The sequence below is a fragment of the Celeribacter sp. genome (genome assembly GCF_048261515.1).
Lineage (GTDB): Bacteria > Pseudomonadota > Alphaproteobacteria > Rhodobacterales > Rhodobacteraceae > Celeribacter.
This window is the reverse complement of sequence record NZ_JBLXFZ010000001.1, coordinates 774749-797477: the sequence shown is the minus strand read 5'-3', so window position 1 is coordinate 797477 and position 22729 is coordinate 774749. Positions and strand designations below refer to the sequence as shown.

General features: G+C 59.4%; 20 protein-coding genes. 7 read left to right on the top strand and 13 right to left on the bottom strand.

Translation table 11 applies throughout. The features are described 5' to 3' along the window. Positions 1–138: 138 nt before the first annotated feature. The 4 genes from ACN0SC_RS03890 to ACN0SC_RS03875 form a co-directional block, all read right to left on the bottom strand. Positions 139–816, bottom strand: a complete 678-nt coding sequence (locus tag ACN0SC_RS03890; RefSeq protein WP_417248339.1) for an outer membrane protein — start codon at positions 814–816, stop codon at positions 139–141. Positions 817–1115: 299 nt separating this feature from the next. Beyond that, entirely contained in the window at positions 1116–1880 is a 765-nt protein-coding gene (locus tag ACN0SC_RS03885) for an SDR family oxidoreductase (protein WP_417248551.1), read from the bottom strand. Positions 1881–1882: 2 nt separating this feature from the next. Further along, complete coding sequence (locus ACN0SC_RS03880) at positions 1883–2923, bottom strand: zinc-dependent alcohol dehydrogenase (RefSeq protein ID WP_417248338.1); 1041 nt, start codon at positions 2921–2923, stop codon at positions 1883–1885. Further along, positions 2920–4038 (bottom strand): mandelate racemase/muconate lactonizing enzyme family protein, encoded by a 1119-nt coding sequence (locus ACN0SC_RS03875; RefSeq protein ID WP_417248337.1) that lies wholly within the window; start codon positions 4036–4038, stop codon positions 2920–2922. Before ACN0SC_RS03875 ends, ACN0SC_RS03880 begins: the two co-directional genes overlap by 4 nt. A gap of 173 nt (positions 4039–4211) precedes the next feature. On the opposite strand from ACN0SC_RS03875, the gene ACN0SC_RS03870 reads away from it, so the two are divergent. After that, the gene (locus ACN0SC_RS03870) at positions 4212–4925 is read left to right on the top strand and encodes a FadR/GntR family transcriptional regulator (protein ID WP_417248336.1); all 714 of its coding nucleotides are present in this window, start codon (positions 4212–4214) and stop codon (positions 4923–4925) included. A gap of 59 nt (positions 4926–4984) precedes the next feature. Here the strand turns inward: ACN0SC_RS03870 and ACN0SC_RS03865 are convergent, their stop codons facing one another. From ACN0SC_RS03865 to ACN0SC_RS03825, 9 genes are all read right to left on the bottom strand, one after another. Next, on the bottom strand, positions 4985–6418 hold the full coding sequence (locus tag ACN0SC_RS03865) for an aldehyde dehydrogenase family protein (protein WP_417248335.1): 1434 nt from the start codon (positions 6416–6418) through the stop codon (positions 4985–4987). Positions 6419–6435: 17 nt separating this feature from the next. Continuing rightward, on the bottom strand, positions 6436–7938 hold the full coding sequence (locus ACN0SC_RS03860) for a sugar ABC transporter ATP-binding protein (protein WP_417248334.1): 1503 nt from the start codon (positions 7936–7938) through the stop codon (positions 6436–6438). Beyond that, positions 7935–8915 (bottom strand): ABC transporter permease, encoded by a 981-nt coding sequence (locus tag ACN0SC_RS03855; protein ID WP_417248333.1) that lies wholly within the window; start codon positions 8913–8915, stop codon positions 7935–7937. Before ACN0SC_RS03855 ends, ACN0SC_RS03860 begins: the two co-directional genes overlap by 4 nt. A gap of 60 nt (positions 8916–8975) precedes the next feature. After that, positions 8976–10010: a sugar ABC transporter substrate-binding protein gene (locus ACN0SC_RS03850; RefSeq protein ID WP_417248332.1), complete on the bottom strand. Its 1035-nt coding sequence runs from the start codon at positions 10008–10010 to the stop codon at positions 8976–8978. 66 nt (positions 10011–10076) lie between these two features. After that, positions 10077–11033 (bottom strand): ABC transporter permease, encoded by a 957-nt coding sequence (locus ACN0SC_RS03845; RefSeq protein ID WP_417248331.1) that lies wholly within the window; start codon positions 11031–11033, stop codon positions 10077–10079. 137 nt (positions 11034–11170) lie between these two features. Beyond that, complete coding sequence (locus ACN0SC_RS03840; protein WP_417248330.1) at positions 11171–12787, bottom strand: GMC family oxidoreductase; 1617 nt, start codon at positions 12785–12787, stop codon at positions 11171–11173. A gap of 54 nt (positions 12788–12841) precedes the next feature. Then, the gene (locus ACN0SC_RS03835; protein WP_417248329.1) at positions 12842–13870 is read right to left on the bottom strand and encodes a zinc-binding dehydrogenase; all 1029 of its coding nucleotides are present in this window, start codon (positions 13868–13870) and stop codon (positions 12842–12844) included. A 12-nt stretch (positions 13871–13882) separates the two neighbouring features. Further along, entirely contained in the window at positions 13883–14599 is a 717-nt protein-coding gene (locus ACN0SC_RS03830; RefSeq protein ID WP_417248328.1) for an SDR family NAD(P)-dependent oxidoreductase, read from the bottom strand. 1 nt (position 14600) lies between these two features. Continuing rightward, entirely contained in the window at positions 14601–15713 is a 1113-nt protein-coding gene (locus tag ACN0SC_RS03825) for an extracellular solute-binding protein (protein ID WP_417248327.1), read from the bottom strand. A gap of 176 nt (positions 15714–15889) precedes the next feature. Between ACN0SC_RS03825 and ACN0SC_RS03820 the strand changes: the two genes are divergently transcribed. The 6 genes from ACN0SC_RS03820 to ACN0SC_RS03795 all read left to right on the top strand — a co-directional run bounded on the left by ACN0SC_RS03820 (position 15890) and on the right by ACN0SC_RS03795 (position 22713). After that, entirely contained in the window at positions 15890–16645 is a 756-nt protein-coding gene (locus ACN0SC_RS03820) for an enoyl-CoA hydratase/isomerase family protein (RefSeq protein WP_417248326.1), read from the top strand. A gap of 4 nt (positions 16646–16649) precedes the next feature. Continuing rightward, positions 16650–17474 carry an IclR family transcriptional regulator gene (locus tag ACN0SC_RS03815; protein ID WP_417248325.1) on the top strand — a complete coding sequence of 275 codons (825 nt, stop codon included), beginning with the start codon at positions 16650–16652 and terminating at the stop codon, positions 17472–17474. A gap of 15 nt (positions 17475–17489) precedes the next feature. Beyond that, a complete protein-coding gene (locus tag ACN0SC_RS03810; protein WP_417248324.1) occupies positions 17490–18668 on the top strand; it encodes a CaiB/BaiF CoA transferase family protein in 1179 nt (392 codons plus the stop codon). A 528-nt stretch (positions 18669–19196) separates the two neighbouring features. Further along, on the top strand, positions 19197–20147 hold the full coding sequence (locus ACN0SC_RS03805) for a sugar ABC transporter substrate-binding protein (protein WP_417248323.1): 951 nt from the start codon (positions 19197–19199) through the stop codon (positions 20145–20147). A 119-nt stretch (positions 20148–20266) separates the two neighbouring features. Further along, entirely contained in the window at positions 20267–21196 is a 930-nt protein-coding gene (locus tag ACN0SC_RS03800; RefSeq protein ID WP_417248322.1) for an ABC transporter permease, read from the top strand. Beyond that, positions 21196–22713, top strand: coding sequence for a sugar ABC transporter ATP-binding protein (locus tag ACN0SC_RS03795; RefSeq protein ID WP_417248321.1), 1518 nt, complete (start codon positions 21196–21198; stop codon positions 22711–22713). Before ACN0SC_RS03800 ends, ACN0SC_RS03795 begins: the two co-directional genes overlap by 1 nt. Positions 22714–22729 lie beyond the last annotated feature (16 nt).

Sequence of the window (22729 nt, the reverse complement as noted above, 5' to 3'; positions counted from 1 at the left end):
CCGCCCTGTCCGCATCTATAGCAAGCAGGGCTTGGCGGCGGACAGGGTGGACGACGATTGGGGGAAGTTTCTAGTCAGACTGAGCTCACGTTGTAAATCAACAAAATCTCAGCAGAGGCACCACCCATTCATTTGCAATCAGAAACTATAATTAACACCCAGTTTAACTTGGCTCATATCCATCTCGTTTTCGAAACTGGCCTCAAAAACTTCGTCAAAATCTGTATAACTCCACTCGGCGTAAGCGGTCCACCGATCCGTAATGCGCCGTTCCACGCCCAGCCCCATCGTTATACCGTCCAAGTCACGAGTACCGAGTAGTACTCCTGAGCTAATCACAGTCTCTGAAAACTCAGCTTGAGTATACCCTGCAAGCACATATGGAAGCCAGTTTCCTGCGTCATAACCGACGCGAGCAAACACACTCGCCATCTTATCAATCTCGTATTCAAAAATATCAAGGCCAACACTCGCTCCACCGACGCCGTCAAGTGAGCCTACACCGTACTCAAGGCCTACACCGACAATAACCTTAGAAAACTGCCAGTCGTATCCAGCGCGCAGAGCGCCTGTCATACCATCGAAATCTATCAAGGTTGTGTCCCCTGAAGAGCCAGGGAGCGCACCATCCGGAGCAATGACGTCACTTTGCGCCCAAGCGAGGTTTCCACCAGCATAAGCACCAGTCCAATTGGGAGCGACGGCAGCCTGAGTAACGACAGGAGTCCTTTCTATCACAGGCTCAACCAAATTGCCTGCAAATGTCGCGGATGCACAAAGCACCATAAGGGAGGATATGGATAACACGGATTTCATTTTTCACCTTTAGAGAAACAGAAGAGAATTTCTACGCAAAAACGGGGACTAAATTCTATGCGAGCTATTGTCAAACCTGGTGTCCCAGGATTTTTCATGCGGCGGCCTGATCCCAAAATATCGACATGTTTTGCGTACGTTGCCGATCTTTTCAGCATGGTGGAGCACTCTAAACTTGCGTTGAATGTCACGTTCTTCGTTCGTCATAGAAACTTCCTCCACCCCAAATTGGGTAATTTACAGGAAGTGTTCCGAGAGTCCGTACATGTCTACAATATTGTGCGGCAAAGAGTGAATGCTCACCGCCCCATCCATCCGCCATCGACGACAAGGATTTCACCGTTGATGTAGTCGGAGGCGTCGGAGGCTAGGAAGACGGCGGGGCCGGCGAAGTCTTCGGGCTTGCCCCAGCGGCCTTGCGGGATGCGCTCAAGGATCGCTTTGGAGCGCGCGGGATCGTCTTGCAGCGCCTGCGTGTTGTCGGTGGTGATATAGCCCGGTGCGATGGCGTTGACGTTGATGCCCTGACCTGCCCATTCGTTGGCGAGCGCCTTGGTCAACTGGCCGATTCCGCCCTTTGAGGCCGCGTAGCCCGGCACGGTGATGCCGCCTTGGAAGGTCAGCAGCGAGGCGGTGAAGATGATTTTGCCCGACCCGCGTGCCAGCATGCCGCGCCCGATTTCGCGGCTCAGCACGAACTGCGCCGAGAGGTTCACGTCGATCACCTCGTCCCACCATTCGTCGGGATGTTCGGCGGCGGGTTTGCGCTTGATGGTGCCCGCGTTGTTCACGAGGATATCGGGCGCGTGGCCGTCATCCTCGATCGCCTTGGCAAAGGCATGAACGGCGGCACGGTCGGAGAAATCGCATTGGTAGGCGGTAAACTTGCGCCCCATGGCAGTGACAGATTTCTCCACCTCGGAGCCTTCCAGCTCCAGCGTGGCGGACACACCGATGATATCCGCGCCCGCCGAGGCCAGACCTTGCGCAATGCCGCGCCCGATGCCGCGTTTGGCACCTGTCACCAGTGCGGTTTTTCCTGTCAGGTCGAAGGTTTTGAGGATGCTCATGCGTCTGCTCCCACTTTGATAAGGCTTTTCATGGCGGTCGGGCTGCTGTCGAGGGCTTCAAAGGCGGCCTGAATATCGGACAGCGGGGCCACGTCGGTGATGATGGTTTCCGCATCGACACCGCCGGAGGCGATGATCGCGATGGCCTTCTCGTAGTCCTCTGGCTCATAGACCCGCGCGCCGATCAGCTGCAACTCACGCCAGAAGAACTGGAACATGTCGATCTCTGGCTTCTTGGCGTGGATTGCGACCATGACGATGCGGGCGCGGGTGGCGGCCACGGCGGTCATGGCGTCGACGCCGGGCTGGGTGCCCGAGACTTCAAAGACCACATCAGCGCCCTTGGTGCCGGTGCGTGCGTTGATCTCTTCCTTGAGGTCCACTTCGGCGGGGTTCACGGTGTCGAACCCGAGCTTTTGTGCAATGGCGAGGCGGTTGGGGTTCACTTCAGAGATTACCACATTGCCGCCCGCATCACGGGCAACCATCGCCACGAGAATGCCGATGGGGCCGCCGCCGATCACGACAACATCCTCGCCCGCCTTCAGACCCGACATGCGCACATCGTGGCAGGCCACAGCGACAGGTTCGATCAGCGCCGCATGGTCGAGACGCAACCCGTCAGGCAGTTTGTGCAGCGTGTGGGCGGGCACGTTCCAAAGCTCCTGCATCGCGCCATCTGTGTCGAGGCCGAGGAACTTCTGGTTATGGCAGATATGGGAATGTCCCGCCTTGCAGGCAGGGCAGTTTCCGCAGGGATCAAGCGGGCGGACGACAACGTTTTGTCCGACCAAATCCTGAGAGACGCCTTCACCGACGGATTCCACCGTGGCCGACATTTCGTGTCCGATGGTGCGGTTGGTGCCCACGCGGGCATCCATGTTGCCGTGGAAGACGTGCATGTCGGTCCCGCAAATCCCGCAATAGGCAATCCGCAACCGCGCCTGCCCCGCAGCGGGCGGCGCTGCCTCGATCTGCTCGACAACAAACTGCCTGTTCCCGCGGTAGAAGGCGGCGTTAATCTTAGGGGTGCTCATTTGTGCATCTCCTCATGTGCGGCTTGGAGTTTGTCCCAGTCAAACGTGACGCCGATCCCTGCTTCGGAGGGGGCAACGGCCATGTGGTCTTCGACCACGAGGGGACGGGTTGTGTATTCGTCAATGGGGAAGGAATGGACCTCAATCCACTCGGCGTCGGGCTGGCCCGAGACGAGGCTGACGTGGAGTTCCTGCATCCCGTGGGAGCAGATGGAAATCCCGTGTTTGCGACCCAATGCCGCCGCTCTGAGCCAGCCCGTGACGCCGCCACAGTTGGAGGCGTCAGGCTGGAGGTAGCCCAGTTTGGCGTCGTCGACCGCGTATTCGAATTCGTGGATCGTATGAAGGTTCTCGCCCATGGCCAGCGGGATGGAGGTGGCCTCTGCGATGCGGCCGAAGCCTTTGTAGTCGTCGGGGATTGTCGGCTCCTCGAACCATGTCAGGTTATAGGGTTCAAAGGCTTTTGCGGCCTCTATTGCCTGGTCAACACTCATCGAATAGTTGGCGTCCACCATGAAAGGCATATCTGGTCCGATCAGCTCGCGCACGGCGCGCACGCGCTCCACGTCCTCGGCGAGGGTGGGCCGGCCGATTTTGATCTTCACGGCATTGAAGCCTCGGTCGAGATAGCCGCGAATGCTGTCGAGTAGCTTGGGCAAGGGGAAGTTGAGGTCGATCCCGCCCGCATAGGCGCGGCAACGGTCACTGTCTCCGCCTGCCATTTTCCAAAGGGGCTGGCCCGTGCGTTTGCCGCGCAGATCCCACAAGGCAATGTCCACAGCGGAGATGGCAAAGGAGGCGATCCCGCCACGCGCGACGTAATGCACATGCCATTGCATCCCGTCATAGAGCGCATCGATGTCGCTGGCGTCCTTGCCAACCAAAAAAGGCGTCAGGTCATGCTCTATCATCGCCGCAATCGCGCGCCCGCCCTTGCCACCCGTGTAGGTATATCCCGTCCCTGACGAGCCATCGGCGAGCCGCACGGTGGCGCAGACGAGTTCGAAATGCGTGTGATCACCATGTTTCGCGTCGGTGAGAACCTCGGCGAGAGGGACGTCAAAGAGTTGGACGTCAATGGCGGTGATGCGCGTGTCTTGGGTGTTTGTAGACATGTTGCCTCTCTATTTTGGTCGGACCAAACAAGATCTAACTATCCGTCAGAGGCGCAGAGAGTCAACAGGAACTCCACAATCTCTATATTTTGTTGTACTAAAAATCAGGCTCGCCCATTTTGCTGGGGCGGGAAACCCGAAGAGACCCGAAAAAGACAGGCAGGAAACGCAACATGACAGGACAGAATGCGGCGCATCGCGCTTCCGATCAGGTGGTGACCGAGATCGAGAAACGGATTCGAACGCGCGAGTTAGTCGAGGGGCAGCCCCTACCGCCAGAGCGCGATCTGATGGAGGAATTCGGCATCTCCCGCACGGTGGTGCGCGAGGCGGTGCGCATTCTCTCGTCGCGCGGTTTGGTCGAGGCACGCCCACGCTTTCGTCCTGTTGTGCGCAAGCCCGGCTATGACGGTGCGGTGGATGTGCTTAGCGGCATCGTCCCCAACCTGCTGACCACGAAGGACGGGGTGAAGAACCTCTTTGATACCCGCGTGCTGATCGAAGGGGCACTGGCCCGTCAGGCGGCTCTAACCGCGCGTAAGGAGGACATTGCCGATCTTAAAGCGGCCCTTGAGGCCAATGAGGCGGCGATGGAAGACAGCGACGAATTTTACGCCACCGACAAGGCGTTTCATAACGTTCTTTACAAGATTTCGGGCAACCCCGCGCTTCTTGCGGTGCATCGGGCTTATACCACGTGGCTTGAGCCGCATTGGTCACAAATGCCCCGACTCAAGGAACGCAACGCGCGCAATTATCAAGCGCACAAGGATATTTTTGACGCGATCCTGATGCGCGATCCCGATGCTGCCGAGAAGGCATTGGTCGAGCACCTCGAAAATGCCTGGACGCAGGTGAGCTCCACCTTCGGCGAGTCGGAGGCCTGAAACGCAATGGACCGCCTCGTGTGAGGCGGTCCATCGTTGGTTCTAAAAGGGACCGGCGCTTAGTAGCGCTGATAAACCGTGCGTTTTTGCATGTAGCACTCAAGCCCGTGGACGCCATCTTCGCCACCCACACCGCTGAGCTTGTGGCCGTTGTGGTAGCCCTGAATGTAGCCGATGATCCCCGTGTTGAGGAAGATCGTGCCCGTCTCCATCCGCTGGATCGCGTCCATGTAGACGCTCGGGTTCTGGGTCCATAGATAGGCCGACAGACCATCGGGACGGTCATTGGCAATGGCAAGCGCCTCTTCGTAGTCCTTCACCCGCACAACGGGCAGGACAGGGCCGAAGATTTCCTCTTTCACCGCTGCCGTTTCCGGTGTGGCATCGACAAGCACCGTGGGTTCAAACCAGTTGCCACCCTCAAAAGGTGCGTTGTCGGGACGTTTGCCGCCCGCCGCGATTCTCGCGCCACCCGCGACAGAGGCCGCCACGATTTTCTCGACTCGTGCCAGAGCATCGGGCGTGGTGATCGGACCCATGCCGCCGTTGGTCATCGGGTCGCCGAGTTTGATCTTCGAGACGTGTTCGAGCAGTTTTTCGGTGAACTCATCGGCCACGGCATCTTCGACCAGAACGGACTCCGAGCAGATGCAGACCTGACCCGCATTGGCAAAACGTGCGATGGCGCAGGCTTCGGCGGCGGCGTCGATATCGGCGTCTTTGAGCACGATGAAAGGGGCCGAGCCGCCCAATTCGAGCGAGAGCGCGGTGATGTTCTTGGCCGAGGCCGCCTGCACCATCTGGCCTGCGCGGATCGAGCCCGTGAGGGTGATCATGCGCACGGTGGGGCTTTCGACGAGGGGGGCGCCCACGTCGGCACCTGTCCCCGTGACCATGTTGATCACGCCCGCAGGAAGACCCGCTTCCTCGCAGATGCGGCAGAAGACCGAGGCCGTCACAGGCGTGGCTTCATGGGGTTTGAGGATCATGGTGTTGCCCGTGATCAGCGCCGGACCCGCTTTGCGCCCGATCAGGGCGAGCGGATAGTTGTAAGCGCACAGGCCAAGGGTCACGCCGTAAGGCACCTTGTAGATGAAGAGCTGTTCGCGTGGATTGTCGGAGGGGAAGATATCCCCGCGAAGGCGACGCGCGGCTTCGGCGGCGTAGGTGAAATAGCGGATCGTGTCGGTGACTTCGGCGGCGGCATCGGCCTTGGGCTTGCCTTGCTCTTGCACCAGAAGCGTCTCGAACAGATCGCGCTCGCGCTCGATTCCCTCGACGATTTTGTAGATGTATTCTGCGCGTTTGATCGGCGGGAGAAGCGCCCATTCCTTTTGCGCCCGCGCCGAGCTTTCAATCGCGCGGTCGACTTCGGCGGGAGTGCAGGCGGGCACTTCCGCCCATGTCTCGCCCGTCGCGGGGTTGCGCACGTCCATGCGCGCACCGTTCGATGCCTCAACCCATTCATTGTCAATGAAGCATTTGTAGAACACGAGGGTTCTCCTTTCAGTCAGTGAGAGACACCAGCGCCTGCCATGTCGGCAAGCATCTGGTCTTTTTCAAAATTCGGGTAGCTGTATTCGGAGACCGCGTGTCCCTGATAGAGCGTGTGGACGCGGTCGGCCAACATGATGACCTCGTCGATCTCGTAGGACAGGATCAGGATGCCGACACCGCGTCCCGCCAGATCCTCGATGATGCGGTAGATGTCGGCCTTGGCATGGACATCAATCCCGCGGGTGGGTTCGAGCAGGATGAGCAGGTCAAGATCTTCGTCGAGCCAGCGCGAGAAGCAGATTTTCTGCTTGTTCCCGCCAGAGAGGAAACGGATTTCCTGATCGGGGCTTTCGGTCTTGGTCGAGGTGTCCTTGATCGCCTTGTCCACTAGCCTGTCGATCCGCGCGCCGTCGAGCAGCCCGAAATGCGCGGATTTCTCCAGATAGGGCAGGGCGATGTTGTCACGCACGGACAGCGGCGGCAGGATGCCGTTTTTGTCGCGGTTCTCGGTGACAAGTCCCATGCCCTCGGCTACCGCCTGCGCAGGGCCACGGCCGGGTTTGAGCGGGCTGCCTTTGTAGACGATGCTGCCATTGTAATCGCCATCCAGACCAAAGATGGCCTTGGCCAGTTCGGGCGCACCACAACCGCGCAGCCCCGTCATCACCACGATCTCGCCTGGCCGCACGTCAAAGGATATGTCGCGATAGGTCTCGCCTTTGCTCAGTCCGGTGACCGACAAAAGCGGGGCGGCGGTGATTTCCTTGTGCGGCTTGACGAAATGCTCCAGCTCCTCGCCCGTCATCTCGTTGATGACGGCCTCTTCGGTGGTGTCCTCTGTGCGTTCGTTCAGCACGATCCGCCCGTCGCGCATGACCGTCACTTCCTCGGCAATCGAGAAAATTTCGGGCATGTGGTGAGAGATGTAGATGATTGCGATGCCTTCTTTCTTCATCCGGTCGATGAACTGGAACAGACGATCCTTGTCCTCCTCTGAAAGCGCCGATGTCGGCTCGTCCATCACGATGAGCCAACTGTCGGACATCAGCGCGCGGATGATCTCCACGATCTGCTTCTCGCCCGAGTTCAATTCGCGCACGGGACGGTTGGGGTCGATGTCGAGACCGAAACGCTCCAGCTCGCGCCCCACCTGTGCGGCCATTTCTTTCTTGTCGAGCAGGGGTGTGGACCCGCGCCGCAGTTCGCGGCCCAGAAAGATATTCCCCGCCACGGTCAATTCGTTGATGAGCGACAGCTCTTGGTGGATCATCGAAATGCCTGCCGCGCCTGCATCTGCGGGGCGGGTGATCTCTATAGGTCTGCCATTGTGTTCAATGACGCCTTCGTCCTTTTGGTAAACGCCGCCGAGGATTTTCATAAGCGTGGATTTCCCCGCGCCATTGAGGCCGACGAGCGCGTGGACCTCGCCCGCGACACAGGAGAAATTCACGTCATCAAGCGCACGGGTGGCAAAGAAACTCTTGCCGATCCCTTTCATGTCAATGCGGTTTGTCATGCTGCTTTCCCCCGCTGCGTAAAGGTGTCGAGAAGAACCACGCCCAACAGGATCATCCCCTTGATGAGATTTTGCAGGTAGGGGTTCATCCCTGTGAGAACGAGGCCGTTGATGATAATGCCATAGAGCAGAACGCCCAGAATGGTGCCGAGCAACTTGCCCCGCCCGCCAAAGAGCGATGTGCCGCCGAGGATCACGGCGGTGATGGCATCGAATTCAAGATAGAGACCCGCCCAAGGCTGGCCCGAGGACACGCGCCCCACGGTGATGATCGCCGACAGCCCCGCAAGCGCGCCTGATAGAACGTAGATCCACATGATCTTTCGTTCAGGACGGCGACCCAGAACGAAGGCCGTGTTGAAATTCGATCCTGCTGCATAGACATCGCGCCCGAAGGTGGTCTTGTAAAGCAGGACCGACAGGGCGGCGAAGACCAGCGCGACAAAGGGAATGACCACCGGAAACGCGCCCCAGCTTGTCCCGCCGAGCCACAGGAAGGCAGGGTCGGAGACGTTGATCGAATTGGCATCATAGATCACCAACGCCAACCCCCGCGCCAAGGCGAATGTCGCCAGCGTCACCATGAAGGCCGAGAGCTTCAACTTGCCAATGAAATAGCCGTTGATCAGGCCGATCAAACTGCCCGCCACAATCGCCGCGATAAAGCCGAGCGTGGCCGATCCCGTCACCGTCAGGGTGATCACACCGATCCCGCCTGCGAATGCGACGTTCGAGCCGACCGAGAGGTCAATCCCTCCCGTCAGCATGATGAAGGTCATCCCCATGGAGACCAGAAACAATACGGAAATGGACCGCAGCAGGATGCCGAGGTTCGTGAGCGAATAGAAATTGTCATTGGCGATCGAGAAACCGATGGCGGCAATGAGGATCAACCCGATCAGTACCAAATACCGAAGGGTGAGCGTGTCGAGCTTCTTTTTCGGCCGATCGGCGATGTTGGTGGTCGCGCTTGTCATGGGTCATTGTCCTATAAAAGGACCACCGGCAGCAGGGAGGCGATGCCGGTGGCCAGAGTGCTACTTGACGCTTTCAGGGCCAAATTCGAGGTAGCCGTTCGCGGCCACATCGAGCGCTTGATCGACGTAGTAGACTTCAACATCTTCGGGGAAGCCGTTTGCGAGGGCCATTTTGTGGTTCTCTTCGGTCATCACCAGCGGTGTGAAGAAGTCGTAAACCTTGTCAGGCGTCTCGCCCTTGTGGATGCGGTAAGCCATCTGCACGAAGTTCCAGCCTTCGCGGGTGCCCGACAGGAGAATGTCAGCTTTCACCTGACCGTCTTTCATCTGTTGGATGATCGGGATGTCACCGTCATAGCCGAAGAATTCGATGTCGGTATTGCCGCTGTTGGTCGCAATCGCGATGGATGGATACATATAGGCGTCGGTCACGCCCGAAATCGCGTTGAGATCGGGATATTGGGTGAGCCAGTTTTCCGCGATGGATTGCGCCTTGACCGTGTCCCAGTCGGCGGGTTGTTCGGCGACAACCTCAACGTTGTCACAGGTCGCGATGCCTTTCATGATGCCTTCGTGGCGTGCCTCGCCCGAGGGGTTGCCTGCCTGACCGAGCATGACGCCAACCTTGTAGGGTTCGCCGCCCGAGAGCGCACAGATTGCCATGCCCTGATTGGTGCCGTTGACAACATCACCGAGGGTGAAGCTGTAATCCGCGCTCTCCATAGGCGAATGCACGGCGATCCACGTGATGCCTGCCTCTTGGGCCTTGGCAACGAGCGGCTCGAATGCATCAACGTTGATCGCGTTGACGAACATGATGTCGGGTTTTTCGTTAATGGTCACTTCGGTTTGCTGGATCATCTTTTCCAACGACCCTTCGGCGGACAGCCAGTGGCCGGAGATTTTCACATCGTCGAAGGCTTCGTCATAGGCTTTGATCGCATCCTCAAAGCCAGAGAGCCATGCGACGTGATAGGGTGCAACGTGGCCGTCGTTGATGAACACGATGTCGAGCGTGTCGTCGGCGGCAAATGCCGCGCCCGCGCCGAGCGCTGAAAGCGCCGTTGCGGCCAGTAGGTTTGTCGAAAGTTTCATTGGATTTTCCTCCTCGTTAATCCAGTGTTGCCAGCGGGATGGTCCCGTTCTGACGTCTTTGCTTGGCTATTGCGCTTCGGCCTGTCTGGACTGCCAAAGCACCCAGTTCGCGCCGAGCGCAGCCAAGATCACCGCCCCCTTGAACACCTGATGCCAAACGTCCTCCACGTTGAGCAGGTTCAGGGAGTTGTTGATGATGCCGATGAAAAGAAGTCCCCAGAAGGCGCCGCCAATCGTGCCGCGTCCTCCAAGGATCAATGTGCCGCCGATGATGATGGCGGCGATGCCGTCGAGCAGAAGCCCGTTGCCGTCGAGACCGGGTTGGACAAAGCCCATGCGGGTGGACAGCATGATGCCCGCAAAGCCGCTGCACAGACCCGAGAACATGAACACGCCGATCTTCACGCGGTCTACGTTGATACCCGCGAGCTTGGCGTTTTCTTCCGAGTTGCCGAGTGCGATGACATAGGCGCCCCAGCGGGTATGGTTGTAGACGATATAGGCGATGACAAAGAGGGCGACGAGAAACAGGAAGGACCAGTAAAAGCCCATGAATTTCTCCGCGCCCAGAAAGCGGAAGAATCCGCCCATCAGGAATATCTGTTGCCCGCGTGGGATGATGAGACCCGATAGCCCCTGTGCCATGAACAGCATCGACAGGGTGACGATGAAGGCGGGCAGTTTGAGTTTGGCGATAAGGACGCCGTTGAAGAACCCAAGGGCAAGTGAGCTGACCAGTACCGCAATCAGGCCAAGCTCGACCCCGCCTGTCATGCCAAAGAAGACTCCGAGTACGATGGCGAATAGAACCGAACCCATCCCCATAGACAGATCGATATTGCCCGACACCACCACGAAGAACTGGCCAAGTGCGATCAGCCCGATAGGCACGATCTGGCGCGAGATGGCCGACATATTGTCGAGGCTCATGAAGCGCGGGCTGATGAGGTAGAAGACGAGGCAAAGCGCCAGCGTCACAAAGATGATATTGTTCTCTCTGAGTAGTTTACCGATAGCAGGCACGTGTTTCTCCCTCATTTCATCTATTTTGGTACGACCAAAACAACATGAATGGACACAATGTCCGTAAAGTTGTCAAGTGGCGACTGCGTCCTGCCTGTATGGTCGTACAAAATAGACGATAATTTCTTTCGTGTTCTTTATAGATTGCCCAGAATCATTTCTGCGCAGCGGTCGCCAAGCATCATCGCGGGGGCGTTGGTGTTGCCTGCGGGGATGTCGGGGACGGCGGACATGTCGCACACGCGCAGCCCCTCAACCCCGCGCACCCGCATCCGCGCGTCCAGCACCGCCGTCCTGTCGCCGTCCGCGCCCATCTTCGCCGTGCCCGAGGGGTGGAAGTTGGTCTTGACCACCTTGCGGCAATGCGCGGCCAATCCCTCGTCGGACATATCGAGCGGAGCGACGACTTCGGCCACCTTGCTCGCCAGCGGTTCCGTCTCCATCGTTTCGCGGAAATAGCGCAGCCCCTTGATCATTTCCGCCATGTCGCGCGGATCGTCGAGGAAGCGCGGATCGACCAGTGGCATCTCGTCGGGATTGGCCGAGGCCAGACGCACCTCGCCCTTGGAGTGCGGTTTGAGCAGCACCATCTGGATCGAGACGCCGTAGTCTTCCTTGATGGTCTTGAGCTGTTCCTCGTTGAGATACATCACGGGGATGCAATAGGCCTCATGGGTGGGCAGGGCGTCTGGGTCGCTCGGATTGACGAAACACGCCGCCTCCAGCCCCGTCGTCGTGATCCGCCCGCGCCCGAAGAGTTTGAACTCCAGACCGTTGCGCAGCATGTTCCAGCCGCGATCCTGCTTCCAGTAGCCGTAAGGCCCGTTGGCCCGCGCCACGACAGAGACATCAGGGTGATCCATGAGGTTCTGCCCGACACCGGGCAGGTCCGCGACCACGTCAATCCCGTGCTCGCGCAGATGCGCCGCCGGCCCCAGCCCCGACAGCATCATGAGCTTCGGCGTCACCAGCGCCCCCGCCGTGAGCAGGATTTCCCCGTCCGCCCGTGCCTCTTTCACCGTGCCCTTCGCGTCCTTGTAGACCACGCCAACCGTGCGACCGTTCTCGATCACGATCCGCTGCACCCGCGCCTGCAGGCGAATGGTCAGGTTGGGATCATCCTTGATCGGGTCGATGAAGGCATAGGCCGCCGAAATGCGCTGCCCCTTGTTGTAGGTGAACTGGAAATAGCCCACGCCACGTTGGGTCTTGCCGTTGAAGTCGGGATTGAACGGTTCGCCCTGCGCCTGCATGGCCTGCACGAACCACCGCGCCATATCGTCGATATAGCCCGGATCGGAAACGGTAAGCCGCCCGTCGCAGCCGTGTAAGTCGTCGTTGAATTTCGTGTTGCCTTCGAGCCGCTTGAAATGCGGCAGAACCGCCTCCCAATCCCAACTCACCGCATCATTATTGCCGCGCAGGATCTCGTTCCATGCGCTGTAATCTTCAGGCCGTCCACGCACATAGGCTTGACCGTTCACCGAAGACCCGCCGCCCAGAACGTTGCCCTGCGGGATCGTGGCACGGCGACCGTCCAGTTGCGGTTGCGGCACGGACTGATGGTCCTTGAAGAACTTCGACCCGTTCTTGAGCAGCTTGAACACACCGGGCGGCATATCCAGAAGCGGATGGCGGTGATGGTGTCCGCCTTCGAGCAAAAGCACCTTGGCCCCGCTCTCCACAAGCCGCGCGGTGGCCACGCAACCTGCCGAGCCGCCGCCGACAACGATATGATCGAATGTCTCAGTCATGAATTTTCCTCCCTTGAGTGACACCGCCCCTCCACAGGCGGTGCGCTCATGTGTCTATGCGTGGCCCCGCAAAACGATCTTCCCGAAGGCTTCCCCCGCGGCCATCATCTCCAGCGCCTCCGCAGTTTGCTCCAATGGGAAGGTGCCCGCCGTCAGCACGTCGAAATCCACCTGACCGGATTCGATCAGTTGCACCGCTTCCTCGAATTCGCGGTTGAACTGGAAGGAGCCGACGATCTCGATTTCCTTGAGCATCACCAGATGCAGTATCACTTCCGCTTGGCGCAGTTGGATGTTGGACAGGATCGACAGGCGGCCCTTTTGGCGCAACGCTTTGAGCGCGGTGTTGAAGGCAGGGATCGCGCCGCTGGCCTCGACCACCACGTCGAATTGACCCGCAAGCGTGGCCTCGTCAAACTCCCCGATGACAAGCCCCTCTTTTGCGCCCGCCGCCTTCGCGATTTCGACTGTTTTGGGGCGCAGGTCCAGCGCGGTCACATCCGCACCCCGCGCCGCAGCCCCCGCAATCGCCAGAAGCCCCATTGGACCGCAACCCGTGACCAGTACCTTCTGCCCCTTGCTCACGCCGCCCTTGTTGAGCGAATGCAGCGCGCAGGCCATCGGTTCGGCAAAGGTCAGGTGCTCGGGTTTGACGTCTGCGGCGACGGGGCGGCAGCAACGGGCGGGGTGATCGATCTGGCTGCGGAAGAACCCGTCGAGATGCGGCACGGTTGTGGCCGATCCCGGAAACTTCTTGTTGCTGCACAGGTTCACCTCGCCACGTAGGCAGGCGGGGCAGGTCTGGCAATTCATGATCGGATTGAGCGCGACCAACTGGCCTTCCTCAAGGTCCGAGCCATTGGCATCCACCACCCATGCGCAGGCTTCATGGCCAAGCGTCACAGGGTTTTGGAGGACAAAGCCCGCGTTGGCGAAATGGTTGAAATAATGCAGGTCCGTCCCGCACAGGCTTGCCGCCGCGAGCCTGAGACGCACATAGCCATCGGCCAGCGGCTTGTCGGTCTCTTGCGGCGCGGTGGTGATGGTCTTGGCTGCGGTGAGTTTGGTCTCGATGAAGGTCATGGGAGGTCTTTCCTAAAAGCCAATGGCATAGCCGCCGTCGACGGGCAGGTTGACGCCGTTGACATAGGCGGCCTGATCGGAGGCGAGGTAATGGATGGCGTCGGCCACATCTTCGGGGCGGCCGAAACGGTTTGTTGGAATGCGGCCTTCGATCTTCTCGCGGCGCGCGGGGTCTTTGGCCAGCACGGCGCGGGTCATGTCCGTGTCGATGAAGCCGGGGCTGACGGCGTTGCAGCGGATGCCGAACTGCGCTGCATCCACAGCGACCGAGCGGGTGAGGCCTACAACTGCCGTTTTCGCGGTGACGTAAGCTGCCGCCGAGGGCAGGGCCATGATCCCGCCCATGGAGGCGACATTGACGATGGCCCCGCCGCGTTCCTTGTTGAGCGTCACGAAGCGACCGCAAGCGGCGAACATCGCACGGACGTTGATATCAAGCACGCGGTCCAACTCGTCGGGGGCAACGTCCCAGACGGGCTTTTTGAGGTGGACGCCCGCGTTATTGACCAGAACGTCAACGCCCTCCGCCGTGTCATGGATATCGGCAAGCCAGTCGGCGGCGCGGTCGGCGGCGACATCGCATTCGACGAAATGGGCGTTCTCGCCAAGCGTGTCGAAATCGGCGCGGCTGCGGGCGACGACATGGACCTGATAGCCCGCGTCCAGAAAGCGCCGCGACTGATAGAGGCCAAGCCCCTTGTTCCCGCCTGTGATGACAGCAGTTTTCATATTAGTTCCCTTTGGCGTGGTGACGATAGAGAGCGTTGATCTGCTTGAGGAAATCCTCGCTCGGAATGGTTTTGGTGAAGAAGTCGGTCATGATCGCGCAGACATCATCGACGAAGTGTAAAAACCACTCGTCGCGCGGGCGCGTCCATGCGTTATCGATGGTGTGGAACCCGCCTTTGAAGAAGCCTGCCGCCTCGGGTTGCGTGGCTTGCTCCAGCCATGTGTGGCGGTGCGCGGGTTGGCCGTTGTTGGCCAGATAGACGCCCGATTGCACCTGTTTGGATGTGACCCAAGCGGCGAAATCCACGGCGGCCTGCGTCTGTTGCGAATAGGCCGACACGCCGATCCCCGCGCCGCCGAGAATGGCGCGGGGCAGGGGGAAGCCGTCACAAAGCGGCAGGTCGAAATAGGTGACTTTGTGCGGGCGAAACCCGTTGCGGGCGTAATTCACATAGCCGAAGAGGCAGGGCGAGCAGGCAAATTCATCCGTCGTGGTCAGGGTCTCCAGCACCGCAATCGGGTTCATCTTCACCTGTTCGGACGGGCCGAGATCATAGAGCGCGCGCAGGACGTCGAGGGTGTAAATCCCGTTTGCGTCCGAGACAAAATGCGTGTCATCCACGGGCATCACCTCGCCCCCGCGTCCTGCAACAAGCGTCATGAACATATCAAAGGCATCGACGGGCAGGAGCGGGGTCAACGCTTTGAACGCCTTTGCCTCCATGCCCAGAAAATCCTCCCACAGGTTCGGCACGGGCGCGCCAAGGTCGGCCCGCCGCGCGGCCATCTGGCACGCCGCATCAATGGCATAGGCCCAGCATTGCCCCTTCCACACATAGCTCTCCGCCGATCCTCCGAGCGAGGCACTGGCGTCGTCAGGCATAGGCAGGGGCACCAAGGCACCCGCCTCCGCGATCTGCCCGACATGCGGATGGTCGAGCACGATAAAATCATAGCGCTTCGCCAGTTCGGTTACGGGTTCGTCGGCAAAGGCTTGCAGAGACCGCTTGTCCCACGTGATCTCGACGCCGGTTTTCTGCGCATAGACCGCCGAGGCGGCGACGACCGGATCAACACCACGCGGGTGGTCCCATGTCATTCCTTTGAGGGTCATTCATCTAGCCTCGCTGTTTGAGAACAGCCCTAGCCTCATCAGATTCCAATTTATTTGCAAGTATAAAAATAACTTTTAAATAAGAAAACGACATGCTAACACATGAGACAAAGGCACCTCTCCGCGAGGTTTTCAGTGGCGGGTGGTGCAGGTTTTTGAAAAGTCTGGAAGTAATTATGACCGATACATCAGATGGTTATGTGCATCTCGAACGCAATGGTGTGGTGGGGGAGATTGTTCTCGACCGCCCGAAAAAGCACAATGCCCTCACCCCGCAGATGTATCGCCAGATCGCCGAATGCTGTGCGAAAGCCGACGAGGATACTGATATTCATGCCGTGATCTTTCGCGGCGCGGGCGAGCGGGCCTTCTGTGCGGGATCTGATATTTCCGCGCTCGACGGCTACGAGGATTTCTGGGCGTGGCGCAATCGTTTCGACTATATTCCGCCCATCCTAGGCTTGCGCAAACCCGCCATCGCGGCGGTCAAGGGCTGGGCGCTGGGCGGTGGTCTGGAAATCGCGCTGGCCTGTGATCTGCGTGTCGTGGCCAAAAACACCACCTTCTCCGCGCCCGAGGTGCAACTGGGCTGGAACGGCGCAGGGGGTGCTGCCCAACACATCACCCGCATGTGCGGCTATGGCGCGGCGATGAAAATCCTGCTCACGGGGGATCGATTCTCCGCCCAAGAGGCTGCGGATATCGGCATGGTCGAATACCTCGTCGAGGACGGGCAGGAGGTCGAAAAGGCCCGTGAGGTTGCTGCACAGATCGCGGGCTATTCCCCTGTTGCGACCCAAGCCGTCAAGCGCGCCGTGCGCTCTGCGATGGACCTGTCCATCGAACAGGGTCTGCGCAACGAGAATGAACTCATGTCCCTCTGTTTCGCCAAGGTCGAACAGGCTAAGCTCCGCTCCACGCTTGAGGAGTGAAACGATGAGCAAAACAGCCAAAACGGCCGAGGCCAGTGCGCAATCGGCCAAGTCAAAAAAGACCGAGAAGACTGCCGTTCCCGCCGTGGCCAAGGCCCTCGATGTGATCGAGTTGTTGGCGGGCTCCCCCGAGGGCCTGACCATGAACGAGATCGTGGATGCCTTGGGACGCACAATGGGCGAAATTTACCGCGTCGTCGTCTATCTGGCGGATCGCGGCTACCTCTTCCAGGACAAGCATACGAATAAATATTCCCTCACCCTGCGGCTTTTTGAGTTGTCGCACCGCCACGATCCGACCGAGCGGTTGATACAGGCGGCGCTGCCCCTGCTTGAGGATATTGCCGCGCGAACCGTGCAATCGTGCCACCTTGGTGTGCTCAATGGCGATCAGGTTCTGGTGCTGGCCTCCGTACGCAGCCCGCGCCCCGCAGGCTATGCCGTACGTACAGGCGCGACCTTTCCCGTCGAGAGAACCAGTTCCGGTCATGTGGTTCTCGCCTATTCATCGCCCGAGGTTCAGGACGCTTATATCCGCGCACAGGATGCCCTTCCCGAGGCCGAATTGCGTGATCGTCTTTCTACGATCCGTGCCAACGGTCATGAGGATACGCCCTCAACGATGGTCATGGGCGTGCGCAACCTCTGTGTGCCTGTCTTTGATAGTTCGGGCGTTGTTGCCACCATCACCTGCGGCTTTATCGAACAAGCCGACACGCCAACCACCGCCGAAGAATCCCTCACCATGATCCGCACCGCCGCGCTTGAGTTGTCGAAATCGCTCGGTTTCATCTCGCAAGAGGACAACCAGACCACGGCGGGCGCGTAACCCACAGGAGCTCCCATGCCGGACGCCATCACGCACGATCAACTCGATTTGCCACTCGCAGGACTGCGCGTCCTCGACTTCGCCCAATTCCTCGCTGGCCCCGTTGCTGCCATGCGTCTGGCCGATCTCGGTGCTGAGGTGATCAAGATCGAGCGCCCCGCGGGCGGCGATCTGTGTCGGTCGATGGTGGTAAACGGTCAGACCTTCGATCAGGACAGTCTCGTCTTCCACACCTTCAACCGTGGCAAGAAAAGCGTGGCGGCCAACCTCAAGGACGAGGCCGACCTCGCCCGCGTGCGCGCCCTGATCGAAAGCGCCGATGTGATGATCCACAACTTCCGCCCCGGCGTGATGGAGCGGATCGGTCTGGGCTATGAGGCCGTGCGCGAATTGAACCCGCGTCTGGTTTACGGCGCGGTGTCCGGCTACGGCACCACGGGGCCGTGGGTCGGCAAGCCAGGCCAGGATCTTCTGGTGCAATCGCTCTCGGGGATCGCGTGGCTCAACGGCAATGCGAGCGATGGTCCTGTGCCCACGGGCTTTGCCATGCTCGACGTGGCAACGGCGGGCAATCTGGTGCAGGGCATTCTGGCCTGTCTCTTGCGCCGTTCGGTGAGCGGGAAGGGCGGTCTGGTCGAGGTGGACCTGATGTCCGCAGCGCTTGATATGACCTCCGAGCAGCTTACCTGTTTTCTCAACGACAACGGGCGCGCGCCCAAGCGGCACGAGATCGGCAACGCCAATCCCTATCAGCCCGCCCCCTACGGCATTTACAAGACCGCCGACGGTTATCTCGCCTTCGCCATGACGCCGCTGGCGACGGTGGCCGAATTGCTCGATGCGCCCGAGATTGCGGCCTATGATCAGTCGGAGGCTTTCGAGAAGCTCGACGAGATCAAGGCCATCGTCGCGCGGTATTTCGCAGGCAAGACCACGCAGGCGTGGCTCGACATTCTTGAGCCTGCGGGCATCTGGTGCGCGCCCGTTCTCGACTGGCCCGAATTCGTCGCTACCGACGGCTTCAAGGCGCTCGACAAGGTGCAGTCGATCACCGCCCCCGATGGTGCGCAGGCGCAGACGACCTGCTGCCCCTTCCGCATCGACGGGAAAACGGTGGCCAACCCCAAAGCGGCCCCGCGCCTTGGGGCGGATACCGAGGCGGTCCTCGGTGCGATGGCACCCGCGCCGGCCTAGCGCGGTTTCGTGCATTGTCGGGCATCGTGCCCGACAGATGTCCGACACATGTCCGACAGATAGCAGACACCGTTTTCGGGGTGTGTGTGGCCCTCGCTTCCGTGCAGCGGAAGGGGGGGAGCTGCCTGTTGTCTTGCGTATCTGATCCGACGAAACCCGCCACCGCGCCAAGCGATGCGGTGCTTTTAGTTTGGGCTGACAATTTATCCCATTTTTCCTCCCATTGAGAGTTGACCGAGTGAAATGTCACTATATGGTATGACCATATTGGGGGGGGGTCGTCCGATTTCTTCCTAATATATGTGGGTTTCACCGCGATGCAGGTCACAGTTAATGGTTGTTTGGTATGACAATATGGAGGGTGTCGGTCGGATTTCGGCATGTCTTGCCGGAAATCGGTGATTGCAAATATGTAAGTAACTTGTAAATATGCAAGTGGAGCGAAAGTCCGTATGATTCTGCTGGCCGTAGGAGGAGTGCCGCGGTGTCGCAAATTGCGCGACTTTAGAGTAACTTAGGGAGAGAAATATGAAGAAATTACTGGGCGCGATTGCAACAATCGCCATCACCGCCGCGACGAGTGCTTTTGCCGACGACATCAAGATCGGCCTGTCCGTCGACCAGCTATTCGAAAGCCGCGTTGCTGTGAATAACGGGATCAAGGCCGAAGCCTCCGACCGTGGGTTTGAAGTCGTCGAGGTCGTCGCCGATGGCGACGCACAACAACAAAATGCGCAAATTCAGTCACTTATCACGCAGAAAGTGGATGCAATCCTCGTCTGCGCTGTGGATCAAAACACCATCGAACGCGCTTTGATGGCGGCGAAAAAGGCGGGCATTCCTGTTGTGGCCTATGATCGCGACCTGCCCGACAGCCGTGTGGTTCAGGCTTTCGTCGGCCCGGACTCCACCTTTGACGGCCGTCTCGCAGGTGAATACGCCGCTGAGGCTTTGGCCGGTGTCGAAGGCGAAAAAGTCATCGTCGAGTTGATCGGCGCGCTCAACGACCAGAACGGCATCGACCGCTCCAAAGGCTTCCGCGAAGGCATCGCCAGCCTTGAAAACGTCCGCCTCGTCGAAGTGCCCACCGATTGGGACTCCGCCCGAGCACTGTCAGGCACGCAGAACGCATTTCAGGCAAACCCCGAAGTTCACGCCGTTTTCGCCGCCACGGACACTCATATCCCAGCCGTCGAAACCGTGCTGACCGACGCAGGCAAGCTGCATAAGGTTGGCGAGGAAGGCCACGTTGTCGTCACAGGTGTGAACGGCTCCAACGATGGTTATCAGGCGGTTCTCAAAGGTGTTGCGGACGGTTTCGTGGTCATGGGCACCGAGGCGACAGGTCGCAAAGCGGTCGAACTGGTTGCAGACATTCTCGACGGCAAGGAAGTCGAGCGCGTCAACGTGATCCCGGGTGATTTCTACACCGGCGAGAACGTCGAAGCGAACAAGGATAAGATCTGGGGCGCGAAATAAGCGACCTCTGTTGACCTTACGAACACGTCCCTTCGGGGGCGTGTTTTCCCCTTTAAGACCTTTTAAACGCCGGAAACCCCATGGAAAATCTAGGCCGACAACAGGCGAAGCGCAGCAGCTTGGCAAAGCTGAGAACCTATCCCGCCGTTCCCATCGTGGTGCTTCTCGCCGTGATGTTTTCCCTCCTGTCCCCCTATTTCGCAACGGCGGGCAATATCGAGGCGATGCTCGGCGCGAATACGGTGGTGCTGATCGCCGCAATCGGAATGACCTTTGTCTTTCTGGTGGGCGGGATTGATCTGTCGATTTCCACGGTGATCTCAGCCTCCGCCGTCATCTCCGCGCTAGTCATGGCGCAGACGGATAGCGTCACGCTCGGGGTCATCACGGCAATCGCTGTGGGCGCGGCCTTCGGGGCGCTCAACGGCGTGTTGATCGGCTATTTCAAACTGACACCCTTTATCACGACGATGGCGACACAGTTGATCGCGCGGGGAATTGCCTTTGTGCTGAGCCAAGGGATCGCGGTAAAGGGCACGCCCTTTGCCCTGCTGGATTTCGGGTTTGTCTCGCTGTGGCATATCCCTGCGGTAACGCTCATCGGTCTGGGCCTTTGTATCGTGAGCGCAATTGCCCTGCGGTATTCGAGCTGGGGACGCCATGTGATGCTCGTGGGTTCCAACCCCGACGCCGCGCGTTTTGCGGGGCTGAATGTCCCGCGCATTGAATGTTCGGCCTATCTGCTTTCGGGCGTGCTTGGCGGCGTGGCGGGGTTTATCTCCATCGCCAATCTCGGCAACGCAATTCCGGGGGTGGGGGACACGCTCCTGCTTATCATCATCGGCGCGGTGGTTCTGGGCGGCACGGCCATGACGGGCGGCGAAGGCTCGATTGAGCGCACCATCCTCGGGGTGGCGCTGCTCTCGATCCTGACCAATGGCCTCAATCTCGTGGGCATCCCGTTCTATGACCAGTTGATCATTCAGGGGTTTCTGATTTTCGTCGGCACGTGGCTGGCGACCAAGTTTAGCGGAAAGAGGGGCGTGTGATGGCGGATACAGCAACACAGACACAAGACGCCCCCGTTCTTTCCGTGCGTGGCCTGTCGAAAGCCTTTGCGGGCAAGACGGTTGTGCAGAACGTCTCCTTTGACCTGCGACCAGGCGAGGCACTTGCGCTCGTCGGGGAAAACGGCGCGGGCAAGTCGACGACGAAGAACATGCTTTGTGGCCTGCTCAAACCCACCAAGGGCGAGATTTTCGTCGAGGGGCAGTCGGTTGAAAAGGTGGATCGCACCGAGCATGGTATCTCCGCTGTGCATCAGGAATTGTCGCTGTTCGGCTCGCTGACGGTGGCGGAAAACATCTGTGTCTCGGACCTGCCTGGCTCGACGGCGCGGATCGACTGGAAGAAATCCCACGAGATCGCCCGCGAGCAACTGGATGTGTTGGGCATGGCTATCGATCCGCGCGCGCTGGTAGAGACCTTGGGGGCGGGCCATCAGCAGGTGGTCGAGATTGCCAAGGCGCTTTTGCACGCCGACAAGGTTCTGATCCTCGACGAGCCGACGACCTCGCTCACAGCCATCGAGCGCAAGAAGCTCTTCGAGATCGTCGATGTACTGAAAGCCCGTGGCCTCGCCATCGTGTTCATTTCGCACTTCATGGAAGAGATTTACCGCGTCTGCGACAGTTTCATCGTGCTGCGCGACGGGCAGCAAGTGGGGCAGGGCAAGCTCGCCGATGTCTCGCAGCGCAACCTCGAAGAGATGATGGTCGGGCGCACGATGGAGGATGCCCAGCTTGATCTTTCGGCACATGACGAGGATGAGGTTCTGCGCGTCGAGGGGTTGAGCAATGCCGATTTCGACGATGTGAGTTTTTCGGTCAGGAAGGGCGAGATTCTGGGGATTTCGGGCCTGATGGGCGCGGGGCGCACCGAGCTTGCGGAGGCGATTTTCGGCCTTCGACCTGCGTCGGGCCATGTTTGGGTCAACGGGTGCGACCTCGCGCCGACGTCCGTTGCGCGGATGAAGCAGTCGGGCGTGTGCTATGTCCCCGAGGATCGACGTCGTAATGGCATGTTCCTCAACCGTCCCGTGCGCGAAAACCTCTCGGCGGCGCATCTTCTGGCCTTTGTGACGCGCAAACTGCGCGGCTTCGGCTTCAAGGGGGAGAAGAGCCATGCCGCGAAGATCGTGGACGAGATGAACATCGCCGTGCCGCATGTGGAAAACCAGATCGGGGATCTTTCGGGCGGCAACCAGCAAAAGGCACTTCTGGGCCGCTGGCTGGCGATGGACCCGCAAATTCTCATTCTCGACGAGCCGACCAAAGGCGTGGATATCGGCGCGAAGTTCGACATCCATCAGGCGATTGTCGATCTCGCGGCCCAAGGGCGTTCGGTAGTGATCGTCTCCTCCGATCTGCCCGAGTTGATGCATACGACGCACAGGATGCTGGTCATGCGCAAGGGACGGATCGCGGGCGAATTTGACCGCGCCGATTACGACTCGGTGAAGATAATTTCCATGGCGGCAAGTGAAGGCAAAGGGGACAGCACGTGAAACAAGCGCTGACGCA